The sequence below is a fragment of the Enhygromyxa salina genome (assembly GCF_002994635.1).
Lineage (GTDB): Bacteria > Myxococcota_A > Polyangia > Nannocystales > Nannocystaceae > Plesiocystis > Plesiocystis salina_B.
This window is the reverse complement of the sequence record NZ_PVNL01000135.1, coordinates 176,465-199,731: the sequence shown is the minus strand read 5'-3', so window position 1 is coordinate 199,731 and position 23,267 is coordinate 176,465. Positions and strand designations below refer to the sequence as shown.

Below are 23,267 nucleotides of genomic sequence, written 5' to 3'. Positions count from 1 at the left end.
GCCGTGCGCCCAGCGTTGATCGCGTTTGTCCTGTTGCCCACGCTCGTGTGCGGCAGCGCCTGCCAGACTGAGCCGGAGCCCGCGGCCGAGCCCAAGCCGGCCGCGGAGGCGAAGCCCACACCCGCCCCCATGGCCGAGCCGGAGCCGGAGCCCGAACCGGTCGCCAGCGAGGCCGCCGCCGCGATCGCCGACGAGGTCGACGCGGCTCGCTACGCCGCTGATCTGCAGCTGATCGCGGCCCCGCGCCCGCCTGGATCGCCGCACTGGCAGGTCGTTCAAGATCGCTGCCTCGAGGTGTTTGAAGCGGCAGGGTTCGCGGCCACTCGGTTCGAGGTCGACGGCGCAGGTGTCAGCGTGGTCGGCCGCAAGGGCGGCAAAGATTCCTCGCTGCCCGAGCTGGTGATCGGCGCCCACTACGATCACATCGAAGACTGCCCGGGCGCCGACGACAACGCCTCGGGCACCGCCGCGGTGCTCGAGCTCGCGCGGGTGCTCGGGGCTCACGAGTGGGAGCGCTCGATCACCGTCGCGTGCTGGGACCAGGAAGAGACCGGGCTGCATGGCTCGCGCGCCTGGGTCGACGCGGCGATCGCCGACAGCCGCGAGATCGCGCTGTATTTCAACCTTGACGCGATCGCGTACGCCGACAGCACCCCGAACAGTCAGCGGCTCCCGCCCGGCGTCGACGTGATGTTCGCCAAGCAGATCGCCTCGGTCGCGGCGCGAGAATTTCGTGCCGACTTCATCGCGATCCTGGCCGACGACGGCGCCCACGATGCGGTCGGGCTGCTCCACGCCCACGCGACCCGCCTGCAGCTGCACGACCTGGTCGTCGAGATCCCGGCCGCGCTCACCAACGAGCCGATGCTCGCGGATCTACGGCGCTCGGATCACGCGAACTTCTGGCGCCACAATGTGCCCTGCGTGTTCTTCTCGGACACCGCGGACTTCCGCGCGGACACGTATCACTGCGAAGGCCGGCCCGACAGCTTCGAGACCATCAACCTCGAGTTTGCGACCAAGGTCGTGCGCGCCGCTGCCGGGGCCGCGGCCGAGCTCCTGTAGCTCCGCATCAATTTTGTCGCTGGCCCAGGTTCGCGTTGAGCAGCGCCCCGTTGAGCGCAGGCGAGCGCGTGGCGAACTCGACGATCTCCGCGATCTCCTCCGGCTCGATCAGCCGCCCATACGAGACCATGTCCAGCACCTCGCGCTCGAACATCGGGTCGAGATCCAACACGGGCCGCAGCATCCCGGTGTCGACGAAGCCCGGCGCCACACACAGCGTGTTGATCCCCCGGCCCCACAGATCCTGGACCGTCGCGCGCATCAGGCCGAGCATCGCGTGCTTGCCGGTCACATAGCTGAGCCGCCTCGGCACCCCCTTCTCCGACAGCGTCGAGCCCACGAAGATGATCGACGAGCCGGGCGCCATGACCGGGATGATCGCCGCGTTGAGCAGCGCTGGCGTGACCACGTTGAGCCGCAAGGTCCGCTCGAGCACGGGCCCCTCGACCTCGAGCGCGTCGTCATGCGGCAACGCGGCCGCGTTGTGGATCACGTGGATCACCCCGGCGTTGGGGGGCAACAGCGGGAGCAGCTTGGGGAGCAGCTCCGGCACCACGTCGGTGCCGGCCAGGTCGATCAGCAGGCTCTCGACGATGTCGATCGGGCAGCGACGCCGGGCCAAGCTGATGACCCGATGACCGCGCGAGGCGAAGCGCTCGGCGATCGCCAAGCCAATGCCCGCGCTCGCGCCAGTCACGATCACGGTGGGTTCGCTCATGCGGCGCAGGATAGCCGGATGAGCGAGCGGCGCTCGGCCAACTCTGCGCCGCGCCAGCGGGGCCCGAGGTCGGCGGGCCGAGGCTTGCGATCTACGCAAGTCAGCCCACACGAACAGGGCCACGCAATCCGCTCGAGGTCGCAAACTGCGGCTGACACGCTGCCTCGGCGCCATCTCTGCGTCCCCGCACATGTGCTTGCGACCCTGTACACGCGCTCGCGCCAGCGGATTTACCGCCGCGCCCGACCTTTGCTAAGGTTCGCCCGCCGCCCCGACGGCCCCCGCCGACATGCAGACGCCCAAATTCACGTCGATCCTGCTCATCGCTCTCATGGCCACCGCCGGCCTCAGCCTGACCGCCTGTAAAAAAGACGGCGGCGGCAGCAAGAAGAAATCCGAGCGCGCGCGTTGGCTCAACAAGCCGACCACCGGAACCACCGAGAAGGACGGGAAGATCATCAAGATCCCCGGGATCGAGATCACCTTCTACACACCGGACGTCCTGTACGTCTACAAAGACTGCGTCGAGGCATCGCACGCGCCTGAGGGGCCCGACGCCAAGTGGATCCCGCTGGTTCGCTGCAGCAGCCCGTTCGAAGAGAGCAGCTCCGACAGCGACTGGGACTCCGACGACGAGGACGAGGACGAGGGCGGCAGCCGGGTCCTGACGATCTTCGTCACCGACAAGTCCGACATGATCATCAACGAGCGCTCGACCGCCAGCTACAAGCTGCAGTACGAGCAGGCCGGTTTCCAGGTCGACAGCCTCAACTACTTCGACGAGTACCTGTCCAAGCCAGGCCGCCGCGGCATCGAGGTCGTCGCCCACACCGTCGACAGCGACACTGGGTATCCGGATCAGGAGATCCGCCGGTTCATGTTCCCGAAGGACGACGTGGTGTTCATCGCCCATGTCGACTATCCGTACGGGCAGGATCGCAGCGGGATCAACAGCGACTGGGAGCGGATCCTCTGGAACTTGCAGTTCAACGAGGACGGGCCGCTGTTCGAGTAGCGGGGTCACTCGTCGAGCGAACCGCTCAGGAGCGCCGCCAAGACGCGGAGCACGCTTGGCGCACGGGTGCGGCGTCACCAGGCGCGCGGAACGGGTCCAGCTGACACCCGCGCCCGTTGGTTCGGCGAACGTCGCTCGTCCCACTGGAGCCGCGCAAACGAGCTGCGCGGCCTGTCCCTCCGGTTCAAGAGCCGCATGGGCAAGTTGGACAACACGAAGGGTGCGGAGAGCGAAGAAGCGATCATGCGGGTCTTGAAGCTGCCCACGTGACGTCGACATCCGGTCAGCTCACGGGCCGCCGAGGTGGCCCGCCCACGGGACGCTGGCCCGCTGGCGGGCCACTCTCGCGACCGCCGATCCCCGTAACTATGCAAGATCAATCAACCTTCGATCTGGCTCAGTCTTCGCTTTTACGGGTTCGTCATGGCACGAAACAAGCCACCGAACACAAGCTCCTCTCTCACCTCCAAACAAGACGACGAGTCGCCGCTGCGCCAGACCGTGCGCAACACCGTGGCGTCGATCTGCGAGCGCTTTGGCAAGGGCGCGATCATGGCGTTGGGCGGCGATCCTGGTGATCAGCCGCGTTACGACGCGGTCCCCACGGGCTCGCTCAACCTCGACGCTGCGCTGGGCATCGGCGGGCTCCCGCTCGGGCGCATCGTCGAGATCTACGGGCCCGAGTCGTCGGGCAAGACCACGCTCACGCTGCACCTGATCGCCGAGGCCCAGCGGCGCGGGCTCGTGTGTGCGTTCATCGACGCCGAGCATGCGCTCGACATCCATTACGCGAAGGCGCTGGGGGTGGATCCCAGCGAGCTGCTCGTCAGTCAGCCCGACCACGGCGAGCAGGCGCTCGAGATCGCCGACTCGCTGGCGCGCACGGGCGCGGTGGGGCTGATCGTGGTCGACTCGGTCGCGGCGCTGATCCCCAAGGCCGAGCTCGAGGGCGAGATGGGCGACCATCACCTTGGCTTGCAGGCCCGGCTCATGAGCCAGGCCATGCGCAAGCTGTCGGGCGTGGCGGCGCAGACCAACACGCTGATGGTGTTCATCAACCAGCTGCGCCACAAGATCGGGGTGACCTTCGGCAGCCCGGAGGTCACGACCGGCGGCAACGCGCTCAAGTACTACGCGAGCGTGCGGCTGGACATCCGCCGGATCGCCACGCTCAAGGACGGCGACACGCCGATCGGCTCGCGCACCCGCGTGAAGGTGGTCAAGAACAAGTGCGCGCCGCCGTTCGCCCGGGCGGAGTTCGAGATCGCGTTTGGTCGGGGTATCGACCGCGAGGCCGAGGTCCTGGATCGCGGCCTGGAGGCCGGCGTGATCAGCAAGGCCGGCAGTTGGTTCTCGTGGGGTGATCGGCGGCTCGGGCAGGGGCGCAACAATGTGGTCACCTGGCTGCGCGAGAACCCGTCCGAGCGCGAGCAACTGGTCGCGGCACTGAGCGCCTCCAAGCCGGAGGTGTCAGCCGCGGGCCAGGACAAAGACAAAGAGAAGGCTGCCGCCTGACCTGGCGTGGGCTGAGCGGGAGCGGCGGTGATCCCAGCCGCCGCTCCCGGTCCGCTCTGCTCACGACAGCTGTGTTAGACCCGTAGCATGAGCCTCGGCGCATTCTCGGTCTCGCTCGCGGTCAAAGACATAGACGTCTCGATCGCGTTCTACGAACAACTGGGCTTCACCAACTTCGGTGGGGAACCCAAGCAGGGCTGGGCGATCATGCGCTGCGGTTCCGCGACCATCGGCCTGTTCGCCGGCATGTTCGAGGACAACATCCTCACCTTCAACCCCGGGTGGAGCGACGAAGCCAAGCCGCTCGACACCTTCGAGGACGTCCGCGACATCCAGGCCCGGCTGCAGGCCGCAGGCGTGAAGATCGCCACGACCGCCGAGCCCGGCGATGGCGTGGCGCACATCGTGTTCGAGGATCCAGACGGCAACAAGATCATGCTGGATCAGCACGTGCCCCGCAGCGGGGGGTGACGAGCCAGCGGGGGTGACGAGCCAGCGACGCCCGTGGCAGTCTCCCGCCATGCTCGAGCTCATCTGCAAGCGCACCTGAAGCACCTGTCGCAAGGCGGTCGCCTTGCTCAACGACCGCGGCGTGGACTACCGCTACCGCGAGTACACAAAGACGCCGCTCGACGAGGCCGAGCTGCGCCGGATCCTGAAGCTGCTGAAGCTCGAACCAGCCGATCTCCTGCGCACGCGGGATGCCGCCAACAAAGCGCTGGGCCTCGACGGCAGCGAGCCTGCGGCGACCCTGATCCGCCACATGGTCGAGCACCCCACGCTGATCCAGCGACCGATCGCGGTGCACGGAGACGCGGCGGTCGTGGGTCGGCCGGTCGAGGCGATCTTGACGCTGCTGTAGTCAACGCCGACCGCCAGCCTGGTGCGGCGCAGCCAAGCTTGGAGCTGGGCGGCCGCGTCTGTGTGAGCGCCGAAAATATCGGCGGCTCGTGCCTGCCAAATGTCCGCGATCGACAGTCGGCAGCTGCTAAGCTGGGCCATGTCCAACTACCGTTGGCTATCGTTGCTGCGGCTGTTCTCGATCGGCGTGGTGTTGGCGCTGCCGCTCGCGTGCATGCAGGTCACCGCCAACACCAACCGGGTCGCGGTCGCGCCGGTTGCCGAGTGCTCGGTTGGGTCGCAGGGGTGTTCGTGCACGGCCGGCGGTGGGTGTGATCCGGGGCTGTACTGCGACAGCGGGATCTGTGTGGGCGACAGCGACGACGACGAGGACTATAGGTTCGAGGACGACATGCTGTCGCCTAGTCCCGCGCCAGTGATGGCCGAGTCCGCGACCTCAAGTCGCGACGCCCCGCGCGGAGGCGGCCGCGAGCGCCGGGTCGAGGCCAAGGGCAAGGCCAGTCGCAAGCTCGGCAAGCGCGTCACCAGTTCGGCCGAGATGGCGCCAACGGGCGGTATCGCTGCCCCGGCGCCCGCCGAGGCTCCAGAGCTCACCGCGACCGAGCAAGATCCCGCGGACCACGGCGACGTCACGCGCCAGGTCATCTACACGGCGCTGCTGCACGTCGCGGTGTTTGATCTCGACGCCGCCGCCGAGCTGACCGAGAGCCTGCCGCAGCGCTACGGCGGCTGGATCGAGTCGCGCTACGACTACCAGATCACCATTCGGATCCGGGCCAACCGGTTGTTCGACGCCATGAAGGAGCTGATGGCGCTGGGCGTCGTGCTCGATCGGACCTTGCTCGCGGAGGACGTCACCGCCGAGTACATCGATCTCGACTCGCGGATCCTCGTGCTCGAGGAGATCGTCGCGCAGCTCGAGGCGCTGCTGGCTCGGGCCACGAGCGTCGAGCAGGCGCTGAAGATCCGCGTCGAGCTCGACCGGATCCGCATCGAGCTCGAGGCCGCGCGCGTGCGCATGCGCCAGCTGGCGGAGATGATCGACTTCTCGACGTTGACCGTGATCCTGAGCCCGCGCACGGACGTTGGCCAACTGCCCACGAGCAACGATCCGTTTCCGTGGGTGGACGATCTCGGCGTCGAGATCACGGCTTATCGCTGACCGGGCTTGAGTCGCTCGCGTCCGCGCCGTATGTCTCGGCCGTGCCCGCGAAGACTCGCGAAGTCGCCCCCGGCCCCGGCCCTCGGCAAGTCCGCACCGAGGCCGGCGAGCTGCTCGAGGTCCCCCAGGACTGGACCCTGCTGCCCCCCGGTGACGCGGCGCTGACCCGTCGCGTCAAGAAGGCCGGCCCGACCTGGACGGTCAAGCAACGCCGCGGCCGCAAGAGCTTCTCGCTCGGGCTGTGGGCGCCGTCCAAGCACATCGCGGCGCTCCGCAGCGAGCTCGAGCTCGAGCGGGCCAAGCCCGAGTACGCGCGCAAGCTCGAGGCCGGCCGCCAGCGCCGAGCGGTCGCGCAGGCCGACTACGCCGACGAGTTCGAGCTCGAGATCCTGAGCTTCCTGAACTTCGCGCCCCGCCACGCGGGTCTGGCCAGGCGGCTGGCCGCGGCGATCTCCGCCCACGCGGTGCCGGTTGGCAGCGGCACGGTCGCGCGGACCAAGCGGATCCCGATCGAGCGCCGAGCCGAGGCCGCCACGATCGCGTGGCTGCGCCACCAGACCACCGGCTACGACTCGCTGACGATCCCCCGCGTCAAGGGCATGCGCCGGGAGGTCCGCCGGTTGCTCGCCCAGCGCTCGCGCGAGCTGCTCGAGCGCTACCGTCGCGGGCAGGTCGTCGACCCGCGAAGCTGCCCGCTCGAGCGCGGGCTGGCTGCGGTCGCGGCCGAGTCGGAGCCCGACGATCTCCTGTAGCGACTTGTCGCGACTAAGACTGCTCGAGCCCGTGGGCGTCCGCGATCGCGGCGTTCTTCTCGTTCGATCGGATCCGCGCCGGCCGCTGGTTCAGCCGCTCCACATAGGCGACGAACGCCGGCCGGGCCTCGAGCATCTTGAATTGCAGCATAAACGCGACCGTGCCGCCCAGGATCACGTCAGCCATGGTGAAGCGATCTCCCAGCAGCCACGGGCCCTCGCCGATGCCGTCTTCCAAAGTCGCGAGCATGTTCTCCCAAGTGCCCCAACCGACCGAGCCCGGCTTGAAGTCCCAGTTCGAGCTGTGCGCCGCGCAGCCGGGCTCGAGCACCGAGGGGGCGAAGAAGCACCAGCGCAGGTAGGGCCCACGCGCGGGGTCGTCGAGCGCGGGGGCGAGCTGGCCAAGGCTGTAGCGATCCGCCAGGTACACGCCGATCGCAGCGGTCTCGCTGACCACCGTGTCACCGTCGAGCAGCGACGGGAGCTTGGACATGCGATTGCGCTGGCGGAACGCCTCGGTCGACTGCTCGCCCGCGAGGATGTCGACGTAGCGCAGCTCGTAGGCTTGCTCGAGCTCTTCGAGCATCCACACGACGTTGGCGGCGCGCGACCAGGGATGGTGGTAGAGGACGATGGACATCGCCGCGGATGATACGCAATCTCAGCGAGCGGCGACGGCCTTGCGCCGGGGCCATCGCAGATCCAGGTAGCCCCGCGTGAACAGCCACAGCCCCGCCGCCAGGACCAGGATCGAGAACCCGCCGCAGGCCAGACCCCACATCCAAAACGGCCCGCCGACCATCTTGGACATGATCGCCACGTCAGACGGTGACACGCCCTCGCCGGTGGTCGCCTCGCGCATGAACAGGTAGTCCCCGCGCGAGAACACGCTGAGCGCGAGCTGGATCGAGAGGAACACGGTGGCGATCTGCGCTGGCTCGGCGCTGCGCCGCGCGACGATCCACGTGAGCACCGCCACGATCGAGAGCATGAACACCCACGCGAACGCGTTGCCAGCGACCGCGATCGTGAGCACCAGCAGCGCGAGCGCGACCACCCCCAGGCCAACCTGCGAGGCCCGCTCGCGCCGGGCGACCACGAACCCGATCGCGGCGATCAGCGCGGGCCCGACCAGTCCACCCGCGCAGGTCAGCGCGTGCCCCCACTCATGCTGGCCGTTGCAGTGGGCCACGCCGGACCCGTCGGTGAACATCACGAAGTGGTCGAAGCTGCCGCCGACCAGCCACGCCGTGATCCCGTGGCCGAGCTCGTGGACGAGCGTCGACAGCCACACGAGCGGCCGACCGACCACGTGCCCGTACGGGATCACGTAGAGCAACAGCGGGATCGCGACGCCGCCCCAGATGACGGCCCGGCGGCGTCGAGCGACGCGCTCCGCTGGGCTCGAGTCGTCGCTCATGCCTCTACCATCCCGTATCCGGGCCCAGCCGTCCAGAGGTCGAAAATCTCACCACCACCCATCGAGATCGCGCTCGATTACGTTACCTTGCTTCCAGCGATGACGCCTCGGCCCAACAAGACCTCCGTCAGCGCACTGGAAGCACTCGAGCGTGCCCAGTGGATTGCGTTCGCGCCCTTCGTGTTTCAGGCCGCGTGTGTGCTGCGAGATCGCGGCGTGTTCGCGGCGATCGAGCGCAGCCCCGACGGCCTGACCCTCGAACAGATCGCCGAGCAGGTCTCGCTGCCGCACTACGGCGTCCGCGTGTTGCTCGAGGCTGGGCTCGGGATCGGCCTGTTCAGCGAGGACGAGCAGCGCCGCTACCAGCTGACCAACACCGCGCACTACCTCCAGCACGACGGCATGACCCGGGCGAACATGGACTTCACGCGTGACGTGAACTACCGCGGCCTCGCCCACCTCGACGAGGCGATCGCGTCGGGCAAGCCCGCCGGGCTGCAGGTGTTCGGTGAGTGGCCCACGATCTACGCGGGCCTGGCCCAGCTGCCCGGTCAAGTTCAGCAGTCGTGGTTTGGGTTCGACCACCACTACTCCGACAGCGCGTTCCCGGTCGCGCTGCCGTTGGTGCTGAAGTCGAAGCCGCGCCGGTTGCTGGACATCGGCGGCAACACGGGCAAGTGGGCGATCGCCTGCATGCGCCACGACCCCGAGATCGAGATCACGATCATGGATCTCCCCGGCCAGCTCGACGTCGCCCGGCGCAACATCGCCGCCGAGGGGCTGCTCGATCGGGCCCGGTTCCTCGCCGTCGACTTGCTCGACGAGCGCTGCGAGGTTCCGCGCGGGTTCGACGTGATCTGGATGAGCCAGTTCCTGGATTGTTTCTCGGAGGCGGAGATCGTGGCGATCTTGCGTCGCTGCGGGGCGGCGCTCGAGGGCGACGCGCGGATCTTCATCCTCGAGACCTTCTGGGATCGCCAGCGCTTCGCGGCGGCGAAATTTTGCCTGCAGATGACGTCGCTGTATTTCACGGCGCTCGCCAACGGCAACAGCCAGCTGTACCGCGCGGATGTGTTCCTGGATTGTGTGCGCCAGGCCGAGCTCGAGGTCGACGCCGAGCACGATGGGATCGGGCTGGCCCACACGCTGCTCAGCTGCCGCCGCTGAGCGTCGACCGAACGGGCCTCGCTCCGGCGGGCTCGCGAGAAGCAAGAGGTCGGGGTGTTCGGTCTGCGCGTCAATCGGGCCGCCACGCGGTTCGCTGAATGGATACGACGAAGATGGGTCCGGGGTCGCGGCTCTCGCGTACTGCCGAGCTGCCTCGAGCCTCTGATCGTCGGATGTTCCCCCCGCAGACTCTCAGCCCGGGTCTCCGCGCACTCCTGTCAGGGCTACGTTGGAACGACAGTGAACCGCTCAATATGAGATAGCAGACTATCTTCAGAGAAGGGGGCCCATGCTGTCTGTTCTGTAGGATCGAGACTATACTCGAGTTCGATGCCAAGGTTCGGCTCGAGGTGTAGCATGAGCGCAATGCAAGGGCCCAGGCCCTCGTTGACCGTTGTCCACAGCCCTCGGTGACCTCGCCAGGCTTCGAGTTCGTAGACCTCCCCTGGGCGCCATTGATTTTGGGCTGCACTCTCGAGGGTGGCCGTGAGTTCGATAAGTCGAGCGGCGACCATCCCTCCCGCTATGAAGCCCTGGTTGAACCTCTCCAGGTATGCTGGCTCTCGCCAAAGAAAGAGAAAATCCGGCCTATGTCCGACCACGAGTGGTCCGCGCAGTGAGAGTTCGACTGCCTTGTTGTTTGGGCCCATTAGAATTGCGATCATGGCTACCTTACCGTCAGGTTTCCGCTATCCCAGACCTTCGAGACAACGATTTTGAGATCATCGTTCCAAACCCCATATTCTTTGCTGCTGAATGGGGGTCGTATGTGTTCGTGTCGGAGTGTAGAACTCAATTGCTTGACGCGTAGGCCTGAGTTGATCTGGCTTGGGAAGGGGCAGCGTGGGCGCTCAGCGATAGACCGACTTGAACGCCTCGCCGCACTGGCATGAGAACAGGTTGGTCTCGTGGTGGGCACCGCCGGCGAAGTAGGTCAGGTTGAGGCCAACTCCCACGCCGTCGGCGCGGGCCCACCACAGCACTTCTTGTACGCCATCGCCGTCGAGATCGGTCGCGCCGACAGCTTGGTAGTGGTACCAGGACAGCGGCGGAGTACCGAACACCCCGACGACCTCCTGGTCTGCGAGCGCCACGAGAACCTGGGAGCCCACCCAGTCGGCCGAGCTGTCCTCCACCTCATATACAACGAGGGTGTCAGCCTTCCCGCCGAAGCTGCCGACGCTCCCAATGATCTCGAACATGGCTGTCATCGGTAGCTCGCTGGCATCGTGCACTTCGTGCTCGATCGCTGCGACCGCCTTCGCCACCGCCGCCGTGGCCGCCTTCGCCCGGTCCGAGGGACTCGACACGCTCACTGGCAAAATCCGAGCATCTGCCGCCGGTGGCGGCTCGGGCATCACGAGCACGGGCATCGACCGCTGCGGTAGACTCGTGCCGTTTGGTATCAACCGCGGAGCGCCGCTTTGCTTGCCCATGGCCCCATGCTGGACAGTCCACGCCGCCACGCCGTTGGGATCTACCACGTGGACGGTCTCTTGCGTGACCGTGCAGGAGAACATCTCCTCGTCCTCGGCGTGCATCCAGTCTGCCGAGGACTCGCAGAGTAGTTCCATGACGGGATCGGGCCGCGACGCGTCGTACCAGCCGACTGCCAGGCGATCGACGGCTCGCACCGTGGGACTTGTCGGCTCCTGAGGCTCGGAAGCAGGTGCGGCTTCATTCGTCTTGGGCTCTTCCTCGGCCAATGGCTTCTGCGCCGAGTCGGCGCTCGGCCCGTCTTGCAGCCGAGCAGAGTGCGGCGGACTCCCGGGCGAGCACGTGAATCCGAGCAGCGAAATGACAAACAGGGACGAGCGAATCCACATGCCGCCGTCAGACTAACCCAGCGACCATGCCCCGCTCAACTGCGGACGTTGGCCGTGTCTGCACTTCACAGTCGTCGACGTTGGCCCGGGCCAATGGCACGAGGATCTTGGTAGCGACTTGCACGCTTACCTTTCCCACCCGCACTGACTCCTGCGCGGCCTCGGGCAGCGCCTCGACCAGCGCCAGCCGACGGCTCACCCAGCTCGGCGCGCGATCGAGTCGTCGCCCGAGCTCGGCCTTGGCGACCCCCACAGTCCTCATCTGAGGACACCGAAAAATTCACGCGGCTGAGCGTCCTCGGCCGGGCATGGCCCTTGCTTCGTCTCGAGGCAAGGAGCAAGTCATGCAACACACAATCACACGTCTGGCGATCCTCGCCGCAATCGCCAGTCTCAGCGCCTGCGTCTACTCCCCGGTCACCGGGGACCACCTCGATCCCGACGTCCCGCTCGGCTTCCACGGCTACGCATCCGCAGCAGGTGCAACCGTCAACATCGAAGCCTTCAACCAAAGCAGCGAGACCTGGGAGCAGATCGGCTCGACCATGGCATCGAGTACCGCCGTGGAGCTCGGTGGCAAGAGCCTGTATGGCTGGTCGACCAGCGTGAGCGTCAACGAGCTCGCCGACTGGGAGTGCTACGTCGACAGCGACTGCTCGATCGACGCCGAGGGCACCTATGAAATGCGGGTTCGGTTCGAGGAGGAGGGCGGCTCGCTAAAGCGCATGTTCACGTTTGACCACGAGTCGCTGGCCTGCACGCTCGAGGCGTTGAATTCACAGGGCAAGCCGCTGGTCGAGTCGGCCTGGGACTGCCGAACCGCGGCCTACGACCAGATCACCCTGTCCTACGCGGTCGTGTGGTAGGCGACCACCGCGGCGAGCGGGGGCGTGGCGCGTGGTGTAGACCGGACGGGCCGGCCCAGTCGACGGCGGGCGCCGGTGGTTCGATCTGACAATTACCCCGCGCAGTGTGTCGGTTTAGAGCGGCTGGAAGTGCACGATCACCTCGGCGCCAGCTTGCACCGGTCCCGGCGGCACGCTCTGCCCAACCGCCAACCCCGAGCCGCTCGCCTGCAGCTCCACGTGGGCCTTCTCGGCCTCCGCCAGCGCCTGCGCGAGCGTCAGCCCGGTAAAGTCCGGCAGCCCCGTCGTGAACTCCACGGCCCGGCGCCCCGGCAACGCCGGCTGCACGTCGAGGTCCGGGATGAACCCCTCGACCAGCGCGGGCGCGTCCTCGGCCAGGGCGATCGCATCGGGGACCGGCAGCGTGCCGTCTTTACCGGGGACCCCCATGTACGCCAGGACCCGGGCCCCGAGCCGCGCGAAGGTTGGCGCCGCGACCTCGTTCCCGTAGTGGCCACCCTCGGGGTTATCGACCGACACCAAGATCACCAGCTTGGGCCCGTTGGCTGGCACCGCGCCGACGAAGCTCGCGTAGTACTGGTCCTCGAAATACCCGCCCTGGGGGTTGGCCTTTTGCGCGGTCGAGGTCTTGCCGGCGACTTCGTATCCCTCGATCTTGGCCTTCTTCCCGGTGCCCTCGCGGGTCTCGACCACGGCCGTCAGCATCTCGAGCACGGTGTCGGCGGTCGCTTTACGGACGATCCGCTCGCCCTCGACTCCGTCGATTTCGTGATCCCAGACGACCTCGCTGTCGGCGTCGAGCACCTGCGCGACGAGGGTTGGCGTCCGGTACACGCCGCCGTTGGCCAGCGCCGCAAACGCGGCGGCGACCTGCAGCGGGCTCGCGCTCATGCCCTGGCCAAAGCTGACGTTGGCGGCCTGGATGTCGGACCACTTGCGCCAATCGGCGACCATGCCGGGGCTCACGGCGGGCAGCTGGATCTCGGGTCGGTCGCCAAAGTGAAACCGACGAATCCAGCGATACAGCGACTCTTTGCCCAAAGTCTCGTAGATCTTGGTCGTGCAGATATTCGAGGAGACCGCGAGGATGTCCGTGACGTCGAGCCAGCCCTTGTTCTTGGTGTCCCGGATCGCGTGACGCGGCGTGTACTGCCAGCGCCCCTCTTCGCAAAAGAAGGTCTGATCCGCCCGGATCGTGCCCTGCTCGAGCGCGGCCGCGACGGTGATCGCCTTGAGCGTCGAGCCCGGCTCGTAGGCGTGCTGGACCGCGAGGTTGACCGTCTGCGAGGTGCTCGCAACCGGGTGGTTCGGGTCGAAGGTCGGCCGATTGGCGAGGGCCAGGATCTGGCCCGAGCTGGGATCCAGCACGATCACGCTGGCGCCGACCGGGTGCCAGTTGCGGACCAGGGTGTCGATCTCTTGCTCGGCCATGGCCTGGATCGCCGAGTCGATCGTCAGCACGACCGTGTGCCCGCGCGAGATCCCATGGTCGGGGTGGCCGTCGACGAGCAGCTTGTGGCCGACCCCGCCAAACGCCGCGTAATAGGCTGGAGAGCTGGCCGCGCGCCCGGCCAGATCATCGTTGAGACCAAGCTCGACGCCGAGGTTGCCCTGGCCCTGCGCGTTGACGCGGCCGAGCACGTGGGCCGCCAGCGACCCGCGAGGGTAGACACGATGAGGATCCTGCTCGAGCCGGATCCCCGGCAGCTTGGCCGCGCGCACGGCCGCGACCTTGTCCTCGTCGAGCGGCAGCTTGAGCTTGCGGTAAGCCTTGTCCCGCTCGAGCTCGCTGACGATGTAGTCGGCGTGCTCCGGCCCGAACATGGTCAGCAAGAACTCGAGCACTTTGTCTTGCTTGTCGTAAGCCCGGATCAACCGCGGGTTCATGACAATCCGCTCGAGCCGATCATTGACCGCCAGCGAGATGTGATTGCGATCGACCACGTTGCCGCGGCTGGCTGCTAGCGTGTAGGTGCGCAGCTGCTGGCGGTTGCCCTGCGCGGCGTACTCGGCGTGGTGCTCGACGGCGATGTTCCAGCTGCGCCAGCCCATGCCCAGCAAGCCGGCGATCACCAGGCCGCCGACGATCGCCGAGCGGCGACGGATCGAGCGAATGTCGCTGGCCATCTCCGGGAGCTGGGGGAGCTGGGGGAGCTGGGGCAGCTCGGAGAGATCCGGCAACCGCGGCCGCCGTGCGCGGGGTGGCTTGGGCATGACTGGCTGGCTCGGCTGGCTCGGCGCGGTCGGATCGGGGTCCGTGGGGTCAGCCGACGCCGTCAGCTTGGCCTTGCGGAGCAAGCCCAGCCCGTGCTTGGCGATCAGATCGATATTGCGGCGGACCTTGGTCTTCACGGATTTGGCCTCTCGGATTCAACATCAGCTTCGGGCTCGGGCAGCGCGGCGGGCAGCAGCTCGATCCGCTGAATTCGCTCGGGGGGCGCCGGCTCCATGCCCAGCCGCTCGGTCGCCTGATCGCTGACCCGCGCCGGTCGCCGCAGGTACGCGCGCTCGGTCTCGAGTCGACGCTTGCGATCCAGCAAGCGCTGCTGATCCCCGCTGAGCTCGGTGATCTCGTTGGCGACGTCGAGGATCTCGATCCGCGACTCGACCCGCGCCAGGCCGACTCCGGTCAGCACCGCGAGCACGGTGAACAACAGCAGCGGCGTGCCATTGGCCCGGCGGCGAGCCAGAAAGCTAAATTTCTCGCGGGACTCGGCATCGGGATCTTCGGCCCGGCCCCACCCGTGCGGTCGGCCATCTTGGACCTCGACCTTGGCCTGCTTGCGGCGCAGTCGCTCGGCCGCGACATTGCCCGCGGGTCCGCGTCGGCGTGAGCGAGGCAGGACCACGACCGAGGTGGTGGGCTCGGCCACAGCTGGCTCAGGGGGGCGGCGGCGACGTAGCAGGCTCATGGCATCACGCGTTCAATCACCCGCAGTCGCGCGCTGCGGGATCGAGGGTTGGAGTCGAGCTCGGCCTGATCCGCCTGCGCGCCCCGACGGGGGAACCCAGCCGGGATCGCAAACCGGGCGCGAGGCAGCTCGGCGGCGGTCATCGGCAGCCCACGCGGGAGCTCGGGGGCGCGGGTCAGCTCGGTGAAGCGACGCTTGACCCGGCGATCCTCGAGGGAGTGGAAGCTGATCACCGCCATGCGCCCGCCGACGCACAGGCGCTGTGGCCCGTGCTCGAGCAGCGCGTCGAGCTCGTCGAGCTCGCGGTTGACGAAGATCCGCAGCGCCTGAAAGGTCCGGGTCGCTGGGTGGATCCGCTTGCCGAGCAGGCGGCGCGCGCGGCCTGACATCGCGTTCTCGACCACCGACGCGAGCGCGCCCGTGGTCGTGGGTCGAGCCGCCACGATCGCCGCCGCCACCCGCCGGGCCTCCGGCTCTTCACCGTAGCGACGCAGCAGATCGGCGAGCTCCCCGACCTCGATGTTCTCGAGCACCTGCGCCGCCGTGGGCCCCGCAGTTGGGTCCATGCGCATGTCGAGCGGCGCGTCCTCGCGGAACGAAAACCCGCGCCCGCCGGTGTCGAGCTGGTGTGAGGATACTCCGATGTCTGCGATCAGAGCGGCGATCTGCGGGATGTTCAGGTCATCCAAAACGGCGCCGAGGGTCGAGAAGCGAGCGTGGCGAAACTCGAGTGGGCACGGCGCGCCGGCCAGTCGCGCCTTCGCGTGCGCGAGCGCGGCCGGATCCTGGTCCAGCAGGATCACCCGGGCAGGGCGGCTCCGCTGCAGGATCGCGTGGGTGTGCCCACCCGCGCCGCAGGTCGCGTCGACGACGACCCCGTCCGGATGTGCGTCGATCGCGGGCGCGACCGCATCGCACAGTTGCTGCGCGAGCACGCTGACGTGGAACTCCGGCACTGTCCTCCCTCGTGCCAGCAGGGCGGCCCAGGGTCAAAATTTTCGCTGGAATGACGAAGACTTAGGTCCCAGAGAGTTGACCCCACCAAAACCGGCGAGTAGGTTCCGCCACCCCCGGTATGGGGCTTGAGTACGAAGAAAGCCCGATGGCGCCGCGAACCAGGAATTTTCGCCAGTTGCACGAGGCTTCGGAGCTGCTGCTCGAGAAGCTTGGCATGCTCGGTCCCCGACAGCGCGCCGCGTTCGACGAGCGGTTTCGGATGTCGTGGATCTTCCACGACTTCGCGCTCGAGGGCACCGTCCTCTCCGTCGCCGAGATCAAGGCCGCGATCGACCCGGAGATCATCAGTACCCCGGCGCTGATCCCCGGCTACAACCACATCTCGTCGCTCTACGAGGGCATCGACTACATCCTGCAGTCACGCGGCAAGCGGCTGAGCCTCAACCTCGACTGGCTCAAGCGGCTCCACCAGATCTTGCTGCCGGCCGACAAGAAGGATCAGGTTCAGTACCGCAAGGACAACCCGATCCACCGCATGTATTTTCACGAGCTCGCGCAGGCTGACAAGATCAGCTACCGCATGCGCAAGCTGACCGACTGGTTTCGCACGGAGGAGTGCAAGCGCGCCCACCCGATCGAGCTCGCGTGCGAAGTGCACCGTGAGGTCATCCGCATCCTCCCGTGGCCAGAGATCAGCGGGCGAGTCGCGCGGCTGGCCATGAACCACATCCTCATCAACGAGAGCTACTGGCCCGCCATCATCCACCACGTGGACCGGCACCGCTACTACGACACGTTGCAGCGGGACCAGGATGAGCTACTGGAGTTGGTAGTCAGCTCGATCAGCGAGGGAATGGTTGCCAGCAACAGGCTCTACCAGGGCATTGTCGACTCGAGCCGGGACTTCTGAGGTGCTCTCGAGCACACCGGTCGTTCGGGTCTACGCCCGCGCAAGCTTGCCGTCCCGCCACGGCGAGCTCGAGGTCGTCTCCTTCACAGACGTGGAGGGCCGCCGGCTCGACGACGTCGCCATCGTCTGCGGCAACATCGCCGGCGCCGCCGAAGTCCCCACGCGCGTCCACTCCGAGTGCCTCACGGGCGACGTGTTCGGCTCGCTCCGCTGCGACTGCCGCGACCAGCTCGAGCTCGCGCTCGACCGGATCGGCGCCGATCACTTCGGGCTGATCATCTACATGCGCCAAGAGGGCCGCGGGATCGGCATTGCTGAGAAAGTTCGTGCCTACGAGCTGCAGGACAACGGGTACGACACCCTGGAGGCCAACCTGCACCTTGGGTTCGACGGTGACATGCGTCGCTACGATCTGGCCGCGGCCATGATCCACGCGCTCGAGGTCGAGTCGATCGTGCTGCACACGAATAACCCGCTCAAGGTCGAAGGGCTGCGCAGCAATGGTGTGCAGATCGCCTCTCGTGAGGCGATTGTCAGTGAGCCGCGGGATGAGAATGTGCAGTACCTGCGGACCAAGAAGGCCAAGATGGGCCACGTGCTCTAAGGTCGCGGTCCGTCGTCGCTCGTCATCGTCGCCGCCTCAACTGACTCAGACTCGACCCGCGTTTTCGCGGTCGATACCGAAGCTGCCCGTGACGCGACCTTCGAGGACCTGCGCTCGCGGACACGTCCGACCCGACGCTGAGTCTCGACCTGCGCTGGCAAGATGACGACAAGGACGACAGCCTGGGGCTCGAGTTGAAGCCCACGACGGCGCCTGCGATGGCGCCAGCGTCGGGCCTTGCTGGGCCGCGTCCGCGCAGACTTTGGCCAGAGCCTGGCCGACCGCGACGCCCTCAAAGATCGGGTCGCCGCGATCCAACGCGAGATCGAGCATGAGCCCGCGGATCTGCGCGCCCTCTACGAGATCCAGCTGTGCCGGATCGAGCCGGTCGGCCTGGTCTACCTGTGGCCGGCAGTATCGGGGTAAGGGGATGAGCCGCAGCAACGAGTCCTACTTGGGACGCCAATCGTCAACGACCGGTCGCAGCGCTTCATACTCGGGCTTGCCGTAGCTGTCCTTGCTGAAATCGTAGGCCCTTAGCCCCCGCGCAAGAGCGGATGGTGGCCAGAACAAATCCCGGGGACTCCAAGCACGCACGTGCCCCCGTTCCTGCTGGGATCGCAGTAAGCGGCCTCATCGGCCTCCGCAGGACGCTCGCAGGTGTTCAGGTCCTGGGGCTCGCACGCACCCCCTTGACTGATTACCGGCTCACATACTCCCGTCGATCCCGAACCCACCCCTTTGCAGTACGCCCCAAATACGCAGGCATACGCATCATCACATGGCTGTCCAATCTCGAGCGACGGTTGGCACGTCGATTCGCCGGCGCAATAGAGTTCGAACATGTGGCACGAGTTCGGAGCCGGCCAATGGCACGCGGAGCCGACCGTCCCGTACTTGCCGGGGTCATTTGACGGCACGCACCGGCCATCAAGACACTTCAAGCCTTCCCGGCACGGCCGCACGCGCAGTGGATGGAGGCCCCAGTCATTTACACAGGATTCTCCGGTGTCAAGGCTTCCAGACAGAGCCACGCATCCCCCATCCTCGTTCTCTGTCCATGGATACTTGGCACAACCAAGCAAGGCGGGTCCTTTTAGCGCTTCGTCAATGCAGCCTTCGTCGACGACGAGCCCGGAGGACACTGCTTTGTCGAACCGCGCGTTGAGCACGGTCTCGCAGCCTCCGTCTCCGGTCAGCGGAACATAGCAATCGCACGCTGTGAGAGCTGTGCGGGATTATCTCTCAGATCGTTTAGCCAGGACTGATCCATTGAGTAGATTCCGGAGGTGGGATTGTAGCTGATTTCCCCGGCTATCACCTAACCGCTCGCTCGCGCGGATAGATGCCATGGTGCAGGCCTGATCAGCGTGAGGCACGCAACGTGGTCCTCACGTTCGAGCCGGGCTGACCGCGGGGATCTGCCAGCGGTCGGCCGCGAGGACAAACTAGGGACGAAGCGCCGCTGCCTTTCGCAGCCTCGAAGCGAACGGAGGAACACGTGAACTACCTGGGCATCGATGTGCACCCAGCCGCAAGACCCGGATGATCGAGTGTGGGCCGGTCTGCCAGCGCTGACATCCAGCAGCGGATCGAGGGCCCGAACGTGGTGCTGCCCGAGCCGTCCGCGCTGGGCAGCGACTTCAACGAGTACTACGTCGAGGACGGGGCGAACTGTAGCATCGGCTGGGCCTCACTCGGGTCGCGCGTAGTTGCGATCCCAACAGCAGCGCGTGTCGGACCGGCTGCGGGCTCTTGAACGCACGGATCCAGCGCTCTAGCGAGTGCATCGTAGGCGACGATCCAATCCCGATCGATCGGTGCGTCGTCGCCGAGGACTACCTCACCGAGCGCTCGCTCGGCGTGCTCGACTACAACGTTGGCTTCGGCTGGGGCTCACCGACGATCAGCTTTCCGCCAATGTGTGCGGTGGTCTCGTGCGACACCGGCTCGGCCGTCGCGGTGGCGATGGCGGCGGCGGCACCCCACCGGCCTACCCCAACTTCTCACCGGACCCAGGCCCGCACCCCGGCGGCCCCGACGGCCGTCACGGTGGGATCGCCCGGCGGACCAGGCGGCGTCTCGTTCCCGCCGCTTCCACCGATCATGTTCCCGTGATCGTGCAGAGCTGGGCGTCGCAGCTGCGACGCCCAGCGGCTCAACCACCGACTGGAACCCGATGCGGGGTGGTCGGCTGACAATTTAGGCCCACAGTGTGGTCATGCCCAAGCCTGGCAAGCGGGTGCTGCTGACCGGCGCGACCGGATTCGTCGGCAGCCACCTGCACCCAGTCTTGGTCCGGGCCGGCTACGAGGTCTGCGGTGCCACCCGCAATCCCGCCAAGGCCAGGCGCCGCAAACCCCAGTTCGAGTTTTGTCAGCTCGAGATGTCCGACCCCAAGTCGATCGCCGCGGCGCTCGCCGGCCGAGACGCCGCCATCTACCTGGTCCACGGGATGGCCGAGTCCGAGAGCGAGCAGGACTACGAGGCAGCCGAGCAGCGGATGGCCGCAAATTTTTTGGCGGCGGCCGAGCAGGCCGGCGTCACACGCATTGTCTACTTGGGTGGCGTTCGACCAGCGGGCCGCCCGTCCAAGCACCTGCGTAGCCGCCTGGCCACTGGCGAGACCCTGCGCAGCGGCTCGGTGTCCACGATCGAGCTCCAGGCCGGGATGATCATCGGTCGCGGCAGCCAGAGCTGGCGGATCGTCCGCGACCTGTCGATGCGCCTGCCGGTCATGGTGCTCCCGCGCTGGCTCCGGCATCGCTCCCAGCCGATTGCGATCGAAGACGTGAGCGCCGCGCTGCGCCTGGCTGTGGATCTCGATCTCAGCGGCAGCGCTGTCTACCCGCTGCCCGGCCCCGAGACGCTCTCGGCCCGGGAGATCCTCGAGCGGGTCGCTCGGCTTCGAAACATCTGCCCGCGGGTGGTCGAGGTCCCCGTGGTCACGCCGCGGCTGTCGAGCTATTGGATCGCGCTAGTCACCCGGGCGGATCGACACCTCGCCGCTGAATTGGTCGAGGGGTTGACCTCGGACTTGGTCGCGAAGGACGAGGGGTTTTGGGCCCTGGCACCGGAGCACGAGCTGGTGCCGTTCGACGTCGCGGCTGAGCGAGCGCTGGCCGCGGAGAATCGTGAGCTGTCGATTGTGGCGCGAGCTTCGGAGCGGATCATTCAGGTCCTCGCTCGGCCGAGTCGCCATTGATGACGATCTCGGCCCGAACCCGACCGACCGGAGCTCACCCGGGCGGGTTCACGACCAAGTTCAACCCCTGCCCAGTCATGTCCGAGTAGGTATAGGGATTGACGAGGCCATTCACGGTCCCGACCACAATGTGGAAGTTGGGATCGACCTTCCAGGCCACGCTGGCGCCGCGATCCACGACCCACACATAGCCATCGCGATCCACGCTCACGCCGACCGGATCCACGCACCCCGGCAGCTCGATCGCGTCGTTGATCACCGTCTCTTGCACCGCATCAAACAGCGCCAGGCGGCAGGGGGAGTTTCCGGCCACCCAGGCCCGGCCCTCGCGGTCGATGTTCATGCCCCGGTAGCGCCCGCTGGTCCCGCCCGCCGAGGTGAAGGTCTGCAGATCAGGATCGAAGCGATACACGAAGTCGCCAACCCCAACACTGTGGGTGGCGATCCATGGGTGCCCGTTCTGGTCCACGCCCATGCCGTAGGCCGCGCTGCCGGGGACCGGAAACACCGAGACCTCGAGGGTCTCGGCGTCGACCCTGGACAGCGTGCGACCCGAGCGATCCGAGACCCAGAAGTCGCCGTCGGCGTTGACCGCCCCGCCGTAGACGAAGCCGCTCGAAGCCACCTGCACGTGATCGAGCACCGCGCCCGTCTCACCGTCGAGCCGGTAGACCTGGAGGGGGTTTTGGCCATAGCCAACCCACAGGCGCGGGTTGGGGATGGTGTTCTCGCAGGTGTCCGGGTCGATGCTGCCGCCCTCCCAGGCGACCGCGCGGGTGCCGTTGCCCTGGTTGGGAAGATCGATCGACCACAGCGTGCACTCGTCCTCGAGGAAGGGGCGGACATCGCCGGCGCCGCTGGACGTGTCGATCATGCCGTTGTTGTTCTTGTCGATGCAGTTCTCGACCCGGGCGGCGACCTTGGTCACGCGCGGGGCGAAGCGGTGACCGATCGCGACGTCTCCGTACTGGTTGACCGAGGTCCGCGACGACTGCATGTTGAGATCGTTGGTGACCGCGTAGCGGCCTTCTTCGATCGTGCTCACGGTCTCGATCTTGGAGACCGTGCCCTGCGTGGAGTTGGCGATCCAGATGTAGCTGAAGTCGCCCATGCCGCCGCCTTCGCCGCTGCCACAGTCCGTCGCGCCGTCAGGCAGGGGCCCGAGGTCGAACTTCGGCTCGCCGTCCGTGGTCGTGGATGTGGTCGAGGCCGTGGTCGTCGCCGGATCCGTGTCGGAGTCCGTGTCGCTGCTCTCACCGGTCTCCGCGTTGACGGTGGTCAGGCCGCTGGTCTCGCCGTCTCCATCGCCGGGCCGCGCGTTTGGATCGCCACAACCGACGGTGCTCACCGCCGCGACCAGGACCAACGAAAGCTGTAGATCACGCATCGGGTGACTATACGCCGGTCTCCAGAACAACGACACCACATCCGTGTAAATTCTGGCACGCAGTTGCGACACGCGATGATCATCGAGTGCCAGGGGTCACACTGATCTTGCGGACACCTCATGACGAGTCCGTGACACACCCGGTGAGGTTGGTTGCAGGATATGCTCGGGCGTCATGGTGGGTCGTCGGTTCGATGCGGGCTTCTACGAGCGCTTCTACGCCGATCCTGACACGCAGGTGGCCGACGAGGCGTCGGTCGAGCGCCTGGTCCGCTTTGTCTGCGCGTACCTCGACTATCTTCAGATCGAGGTTCGCGAGGTCCTGGACTTTGGCTGCGGCATCGGCTTGTGGCGTGCGCCGCTCGAGCGGGCGATTCCAGGACTGCGCCACTACCACGGGGTCGAGTTCAGCGAGTACCTGTGCGGTGTGCACGGTTGGGCGCACGGCTCCGCGGTCGACCATGATCACGGCCGCCCGGCCGATCTGGTCGTGTGCCAGAGCGTCCTTCAGTACCTGCCCGCCAACCAGGCGCGCGCTGCGATCCGCAACCTCGCCCGCCACACCGGTCAAGCGATGTACCTCGAGGCCGTGACCAAGGGCGACTGGGTGCACAGCTGCGATCAATCGCGAACCGACGGCGATGTGTACTTGAGGACAGTGGATTGGTACCGACGCGCGCTCGCCCCTCACTTTGTCAGCTGTGGGGGCGGGCTGTTCTTGCCCAAAGATACGCAGGTGGTGCTCTACGAGCTCGAGCAAGCCTGAGCTGTGATTCGCTCGCGATCGGCGACGCCAGGCACAACGCAAATTTCACACCGTCACCACCCCGGAGCCGGAACAACCCGCGGGCACCAGGTTGCGTGACTCTCGGTCGCAGGGGTTCCAAGCTGTGTAATGGGCGCAAGCGCTTGGAGACCGATGCGT

General features: G+C 66.9%; 24 protein-coding genes and 1 pseudogene. 16 read left to right on the top strand and 9 right to left on the bottom strand.

Annotation, left to right across the window (positions count from 1 at the left end):
* Positions 1-3 precede the first annotated feature (3 nt).
* The gene (locus ENSA7_RS35070) at positions 4-1,065 is read left to right on the top strand and encodes a M28 family metallopeptidase (protein ID WP_146158499.1); all 1,062 of its coding nucleotides are present in this window, start codon (positions 4-6) and stop codon (positions 1,063-1,065) included.
* A gap of 7 nt (positions 1,066-1,072) precedes the next feature.
* On the opposite strand, the gene ENSA7_RS35065 is transcribed toward ENSA7_RS35070, so the two are convergent.
* On the bottom strand, positions 1,073-1,783 hold the full coding sequence (locus ENSA7_RS35065; RefSeq protein ID WP_106093771.1) for an SDR family NAD(P)-dependent oxidoreductase: 711 nt from the start codon (positions 1,781-1,783) through the stop codon (positions 1,073-1,075).
* Positions 1,784-2,114: 331 nt separating this feature from the next.
* Here ENSA7_RS35065 and ENSA7_RS35060 point away from each other — a divergent pair, with 331 nt between their 5' ends.
* The 6 genes and pseudogenes from ENSA7_RS35060 (at position 2,115) to ENSA7_RS35030 (ending at position 7,088) form a co-directional block, all read left to right on the top strand.
* Positions 2,115-2,798, top strand: a complete 684-nt coding sequence (locus ENSA7_RS35060; RefSeq protein ID WP_146158498.1) for a hypothetical protein — start codon at positions 2,115-2,117, stop codon at positions 2,796-2,798.
* A 423-nt stretch (positions 2,799-3,221) separates the two neighbouring features.
* On the top strand, positions 3,222-4,313 hold the full coding sequence (recA, locus tag ENSA7_RS35050) for a recombinase RecA (protein WP_106093768.1): 1,092 nt from the start codon (positions 3,222-3,224) through the stop codon (positions 4,311-4,313).
* Positions 4,314-4,400: 87 nt separating this feature from the next.
* The gene (locus tag ENSA7_RS35045; protein WP_106093767.1) at positions 4,401-4,784 is read left to right on the top strand and encodes a VOC family protein; all 384 of its coding nucleotides are present in this window, start codon (positions 4,401-4,403) and stop codon (positions 4,782-4,784) included.
* 91 nt (positions 4,785-4,875) lie between these two features.
* Positions 4,876-5,175 (top strand): annotated as a pseudogene (locus ENSA7_RS35040) (ArsC/Spx/MgsR family protein); the annotation flags it as partial.
* A gap of 138 nt (positions 5,176-5,313) precedes the next feature.
* Positions 5,314-6,336: a DUF4349 domain-containing protein gene (locus ENSA7_RS45160; protein WP_219908113.1), complete on the top strand. Its 1,023-nt coding sequence runs from the start codon at positions 5,314-5,316 to the stop codon at positions 6,334-6,336.
* A gap of 41 nt (positions 6,337-6,377) precedes the next feature.
* Complete coding sequence (locus tag ENSA7_RS35030; RefSeq protein WP_106093764.1) at positions 6,378-7,088, top strand: DUF2293 domain-containing protein; 711 nt, start codon at positions 6,378-6,380, stop codon at positions 7,086-7,088.
* 13 nt (positions 7,089-7,101) lie between these two features.
* On the opposite strand, the gene ENSA7_RS35025 is transcribed toward ENSA7_RS35030, so the two are convergent.
* Complete coding sequence (locus ENSA7_RS35025; RefSeq protein ID WP_106093763.1) at positions 7,102-7,728, bottom strand: glutathione S-transferase family protein; 627 nt, start codon at positions 7,726-7,728, stop codon at positions 7,102-7,104.
* A 21-nt stretch (positions 7,729-7,749) separates the two neighbouring features.
* Complete coding sequence (locus ENSA7_RS35020; RefSeq protein ID WP_106093762.1) at positions 7,750-8,508, bottom strand: M50 family metallopeptidase; 759 nt, start codon at positions 8,506-8,508, stop codon at positions 7,750-7,752.
* A gap of 99 nt (positions 8,509-8,607) precedes the next feature.
* Between ENSA7_RS35020 and ENSA7_RS35015 the strand changes: the two genes are divergently transcribed.
* The gene (locus ENSA7_RS35015; protein ID WP_106093761.1) at positions 8,608-9,675 is read left to right on the top strand and encodes a methyltransferase; all 1,068 of its coding nucleotides are present in this window, start codon (positions 8,608-8,610) and stop codon (positions 9,673-9,675) included.
* A gap of 851 nt (positions 9,676-10,526) precedes the next feature.
* Here ENSA7_RS35015 and ENSA7_RS35010 read toward each other — a convergent pair.
* Both ENSA7_RS35010 and ENSA7_RS44540 read right to left on the bottom strand, forming a co-directional pair.
* Positions 10,527-11,309 (bottom strand): hypothetical protein, encoded by a 783-nt coding sequence (locus ENSA7_RS35010; protein ID WP_146158497.1) that lies wholly within the window; start codon positions 11,307-11,309, stop codon positions 10,527-10,529.
* 199 nt (positions 11,310-11,508) lie between these two features.
* The gene (locus tag ENSA7_RS44540) at positions 11,509-11,763 is read right to left on the bottom strand and encodes a hypothetical protein (RefSeq protein ID WP_106093759.1); all 255 of its coding nucleotides are present in this window, start codon (positions 11,761-11,763) and stop codon (positions 11,509-11,511) included.
* A gap of 82 nt (positions 11,764-11,845) precedes the next feature.
* On the opposite strand from ENSA7_RS44540, the gene ENSA7_RS35000 reads away from it, so the two are divergent.
* On the top strand, positions 11,846-12,367 hold the full coding sequence (locus ENSA7_RS35000; protein ID WP_106093758.1) for a hypothetical protein: 522 nt from the start codon (positions 11,846-11,848) through the stop codon (positions 12,365-12,367).
* Between the two features lie 114 nt (positions 12,368-12,481).
* On the opposite strand, the gene ENSA7_RS34995 is transcribed toward ENSA7_RS35000, so the two are convergent.
* From ENSA7_RS34995 to rsmH, 3 genes are read right to left on the bottom strand one after another with little or no spacing between them, the layout of a single operon-like run.
* Positions 12,482-14,719 (bottom strand): PASTA domain-containing penicillin-binding protein, encoded by a 2,238-nt coding sequence (locus ENSA7_RS34995; protein ID WP_106093757.1) that lies wholly within the window; start codon positions 14,717-14,719, stop codon positions 12,482-12,484.
* A complete protein-coding gene (locus tag ENSA7_RS34990) occupies positions 14,716-15,240 on the bottom strand; it encodes an FtsB/FtsL family cell division protein (RefSeq protein WP_106093756.1) in 525 nt (174 codons plus the stop codon). Before ENSA7_RS34990 ends, ENSA7_RS34995 begins: the two co-directional genes overlap by 4 nt.
* 35 nt (positions 15,241-15,275) lie before the next feature.
* Positions 15,276-16,235, bottom strand: coding sequence for a 16S rRNA (cytosine(1402)-N(4))-methyltransferase RsmH (gene rsmH, locus ENSA7_RS34985; protein WP_106093755.1), 960 nt, complete (start codon positions 16,233-16,235; stop codon positions 15,276-15,278).
* A 146-nt stretch (positions 16,236-16,381) separates the two neighbouring features.
* Here rsmH and ENSA7_RS34980 point away from each other — a divergent pair, with 146 nt between their 5' ends.
* The 6 genes from ENSA7_RS34980 to ENSA7_RS34955 all read left to right on the top strand — a co-directional run bounded on the left by ENSA7_RS34980 (position 16,382) and on the right by ENSA7_RS34955 (position 20,955).
* Entirely contained in the window at positions 16,382-17,146 is a 765-nt protein-coding gene (locus ENSA7_RS34980) for a Fic family protein (protein WP_052548741.1), read from the top strand.
* 1 nt (position 17,147) lies between these two features.
* Complete coding sequence (ribA, locus tag ENSA7_RS34975) at positions 17,148-17,750, top strand: GTP cyclohydrolase II (protein WP_106093753.1); 603 nt, start codon at positions 17,148-17,150, stop codon at positions 17,748-17,750.
* A 237-nt stretch (positions 17,751-17,987) separates the two neighbouring features.
* Positions 17,988-18,176: a hypothetical protein gene (locus ENSA7_RS34970; RefSeq protein WP_106093752.1), complete on the top strand. Its 189-nt coding sequence runs from the start codon at positions 17,988-17,990 to the stop codon at positions 18,174-18,176.
* 1,129 nt (positions 18,177-19,305) lie between these two features.
* On the top strand, positions 19,306-19,509 hold the full coding sequence (locus ENSA7_RS34965; RefSeq protein ID WP_106093751.1) for a hypothetical protein: 204 nt from the start codon (positions 19,306-19,308) through the stop codon (positions 19,507-19,509).
* A complete protein-coding gene (locus tag ENSA7_RS34960) occupies positions 19,506-19,868 on the top strand; it encodes a hypothetical protein (RefSeq protein WP_106093750.1) in 363 nt (120 codons plus the stop codon). The genes ENSA7_RS34965 and ENSA7_RS34960 overlap by 4 nt, the downstream gene beginning before the upstream one ends.
* 103 nt (positions 19,869-19,971) lie before the next feature.
* Positions 19,972-20,955 (top strand): NAD(P)H-binding protein, encoded by a 984-nt coding sequence (locus ENSA7_RS34955; protein ID WP_146158496.1) that lies wholly within the window; start codon positions 19,972-19,974, stop codon positions 20,953-20,955.
* A 34-nt stretch (positions 20,956-20,989) separates the two neighbouring features.
* Here ENSA7_RS34955 and ENSA7_RS34950 read toward each other — a convergent pair whose 3' ends face one another.
* Positions 20,990-22,342, bottom strand: coding sequence for a Vgb family protein (locus ENSA7_RS34950; protein WP_106093748.1), 1,353 nt, complete (start codon positions 22,340-22,342; stop codon positions 20,990-20,992).
* Between the two features lie 175 nt (positions 22,343-22,517).
* Between ENSA7_RS34950 and ENSA7_RS34945 the strand changes: the two genes are divergently transcribed.
* Positions 22,518-23,108 carry a class I SAM-dependent methyltransferase gene (locus ENSA7_RS34945; protein ID WP_106093747.1) on the top strand — a complete coding sequence of 197 codons (591 nt, stop codon included), beginning with the start codon at positions 22,518-22,520 and terminating at the stop codon, positions 23,106-23,108.
* The last annotated feature ends 159 nt before the right edge of the window (positions 23,109-23,267 follow it).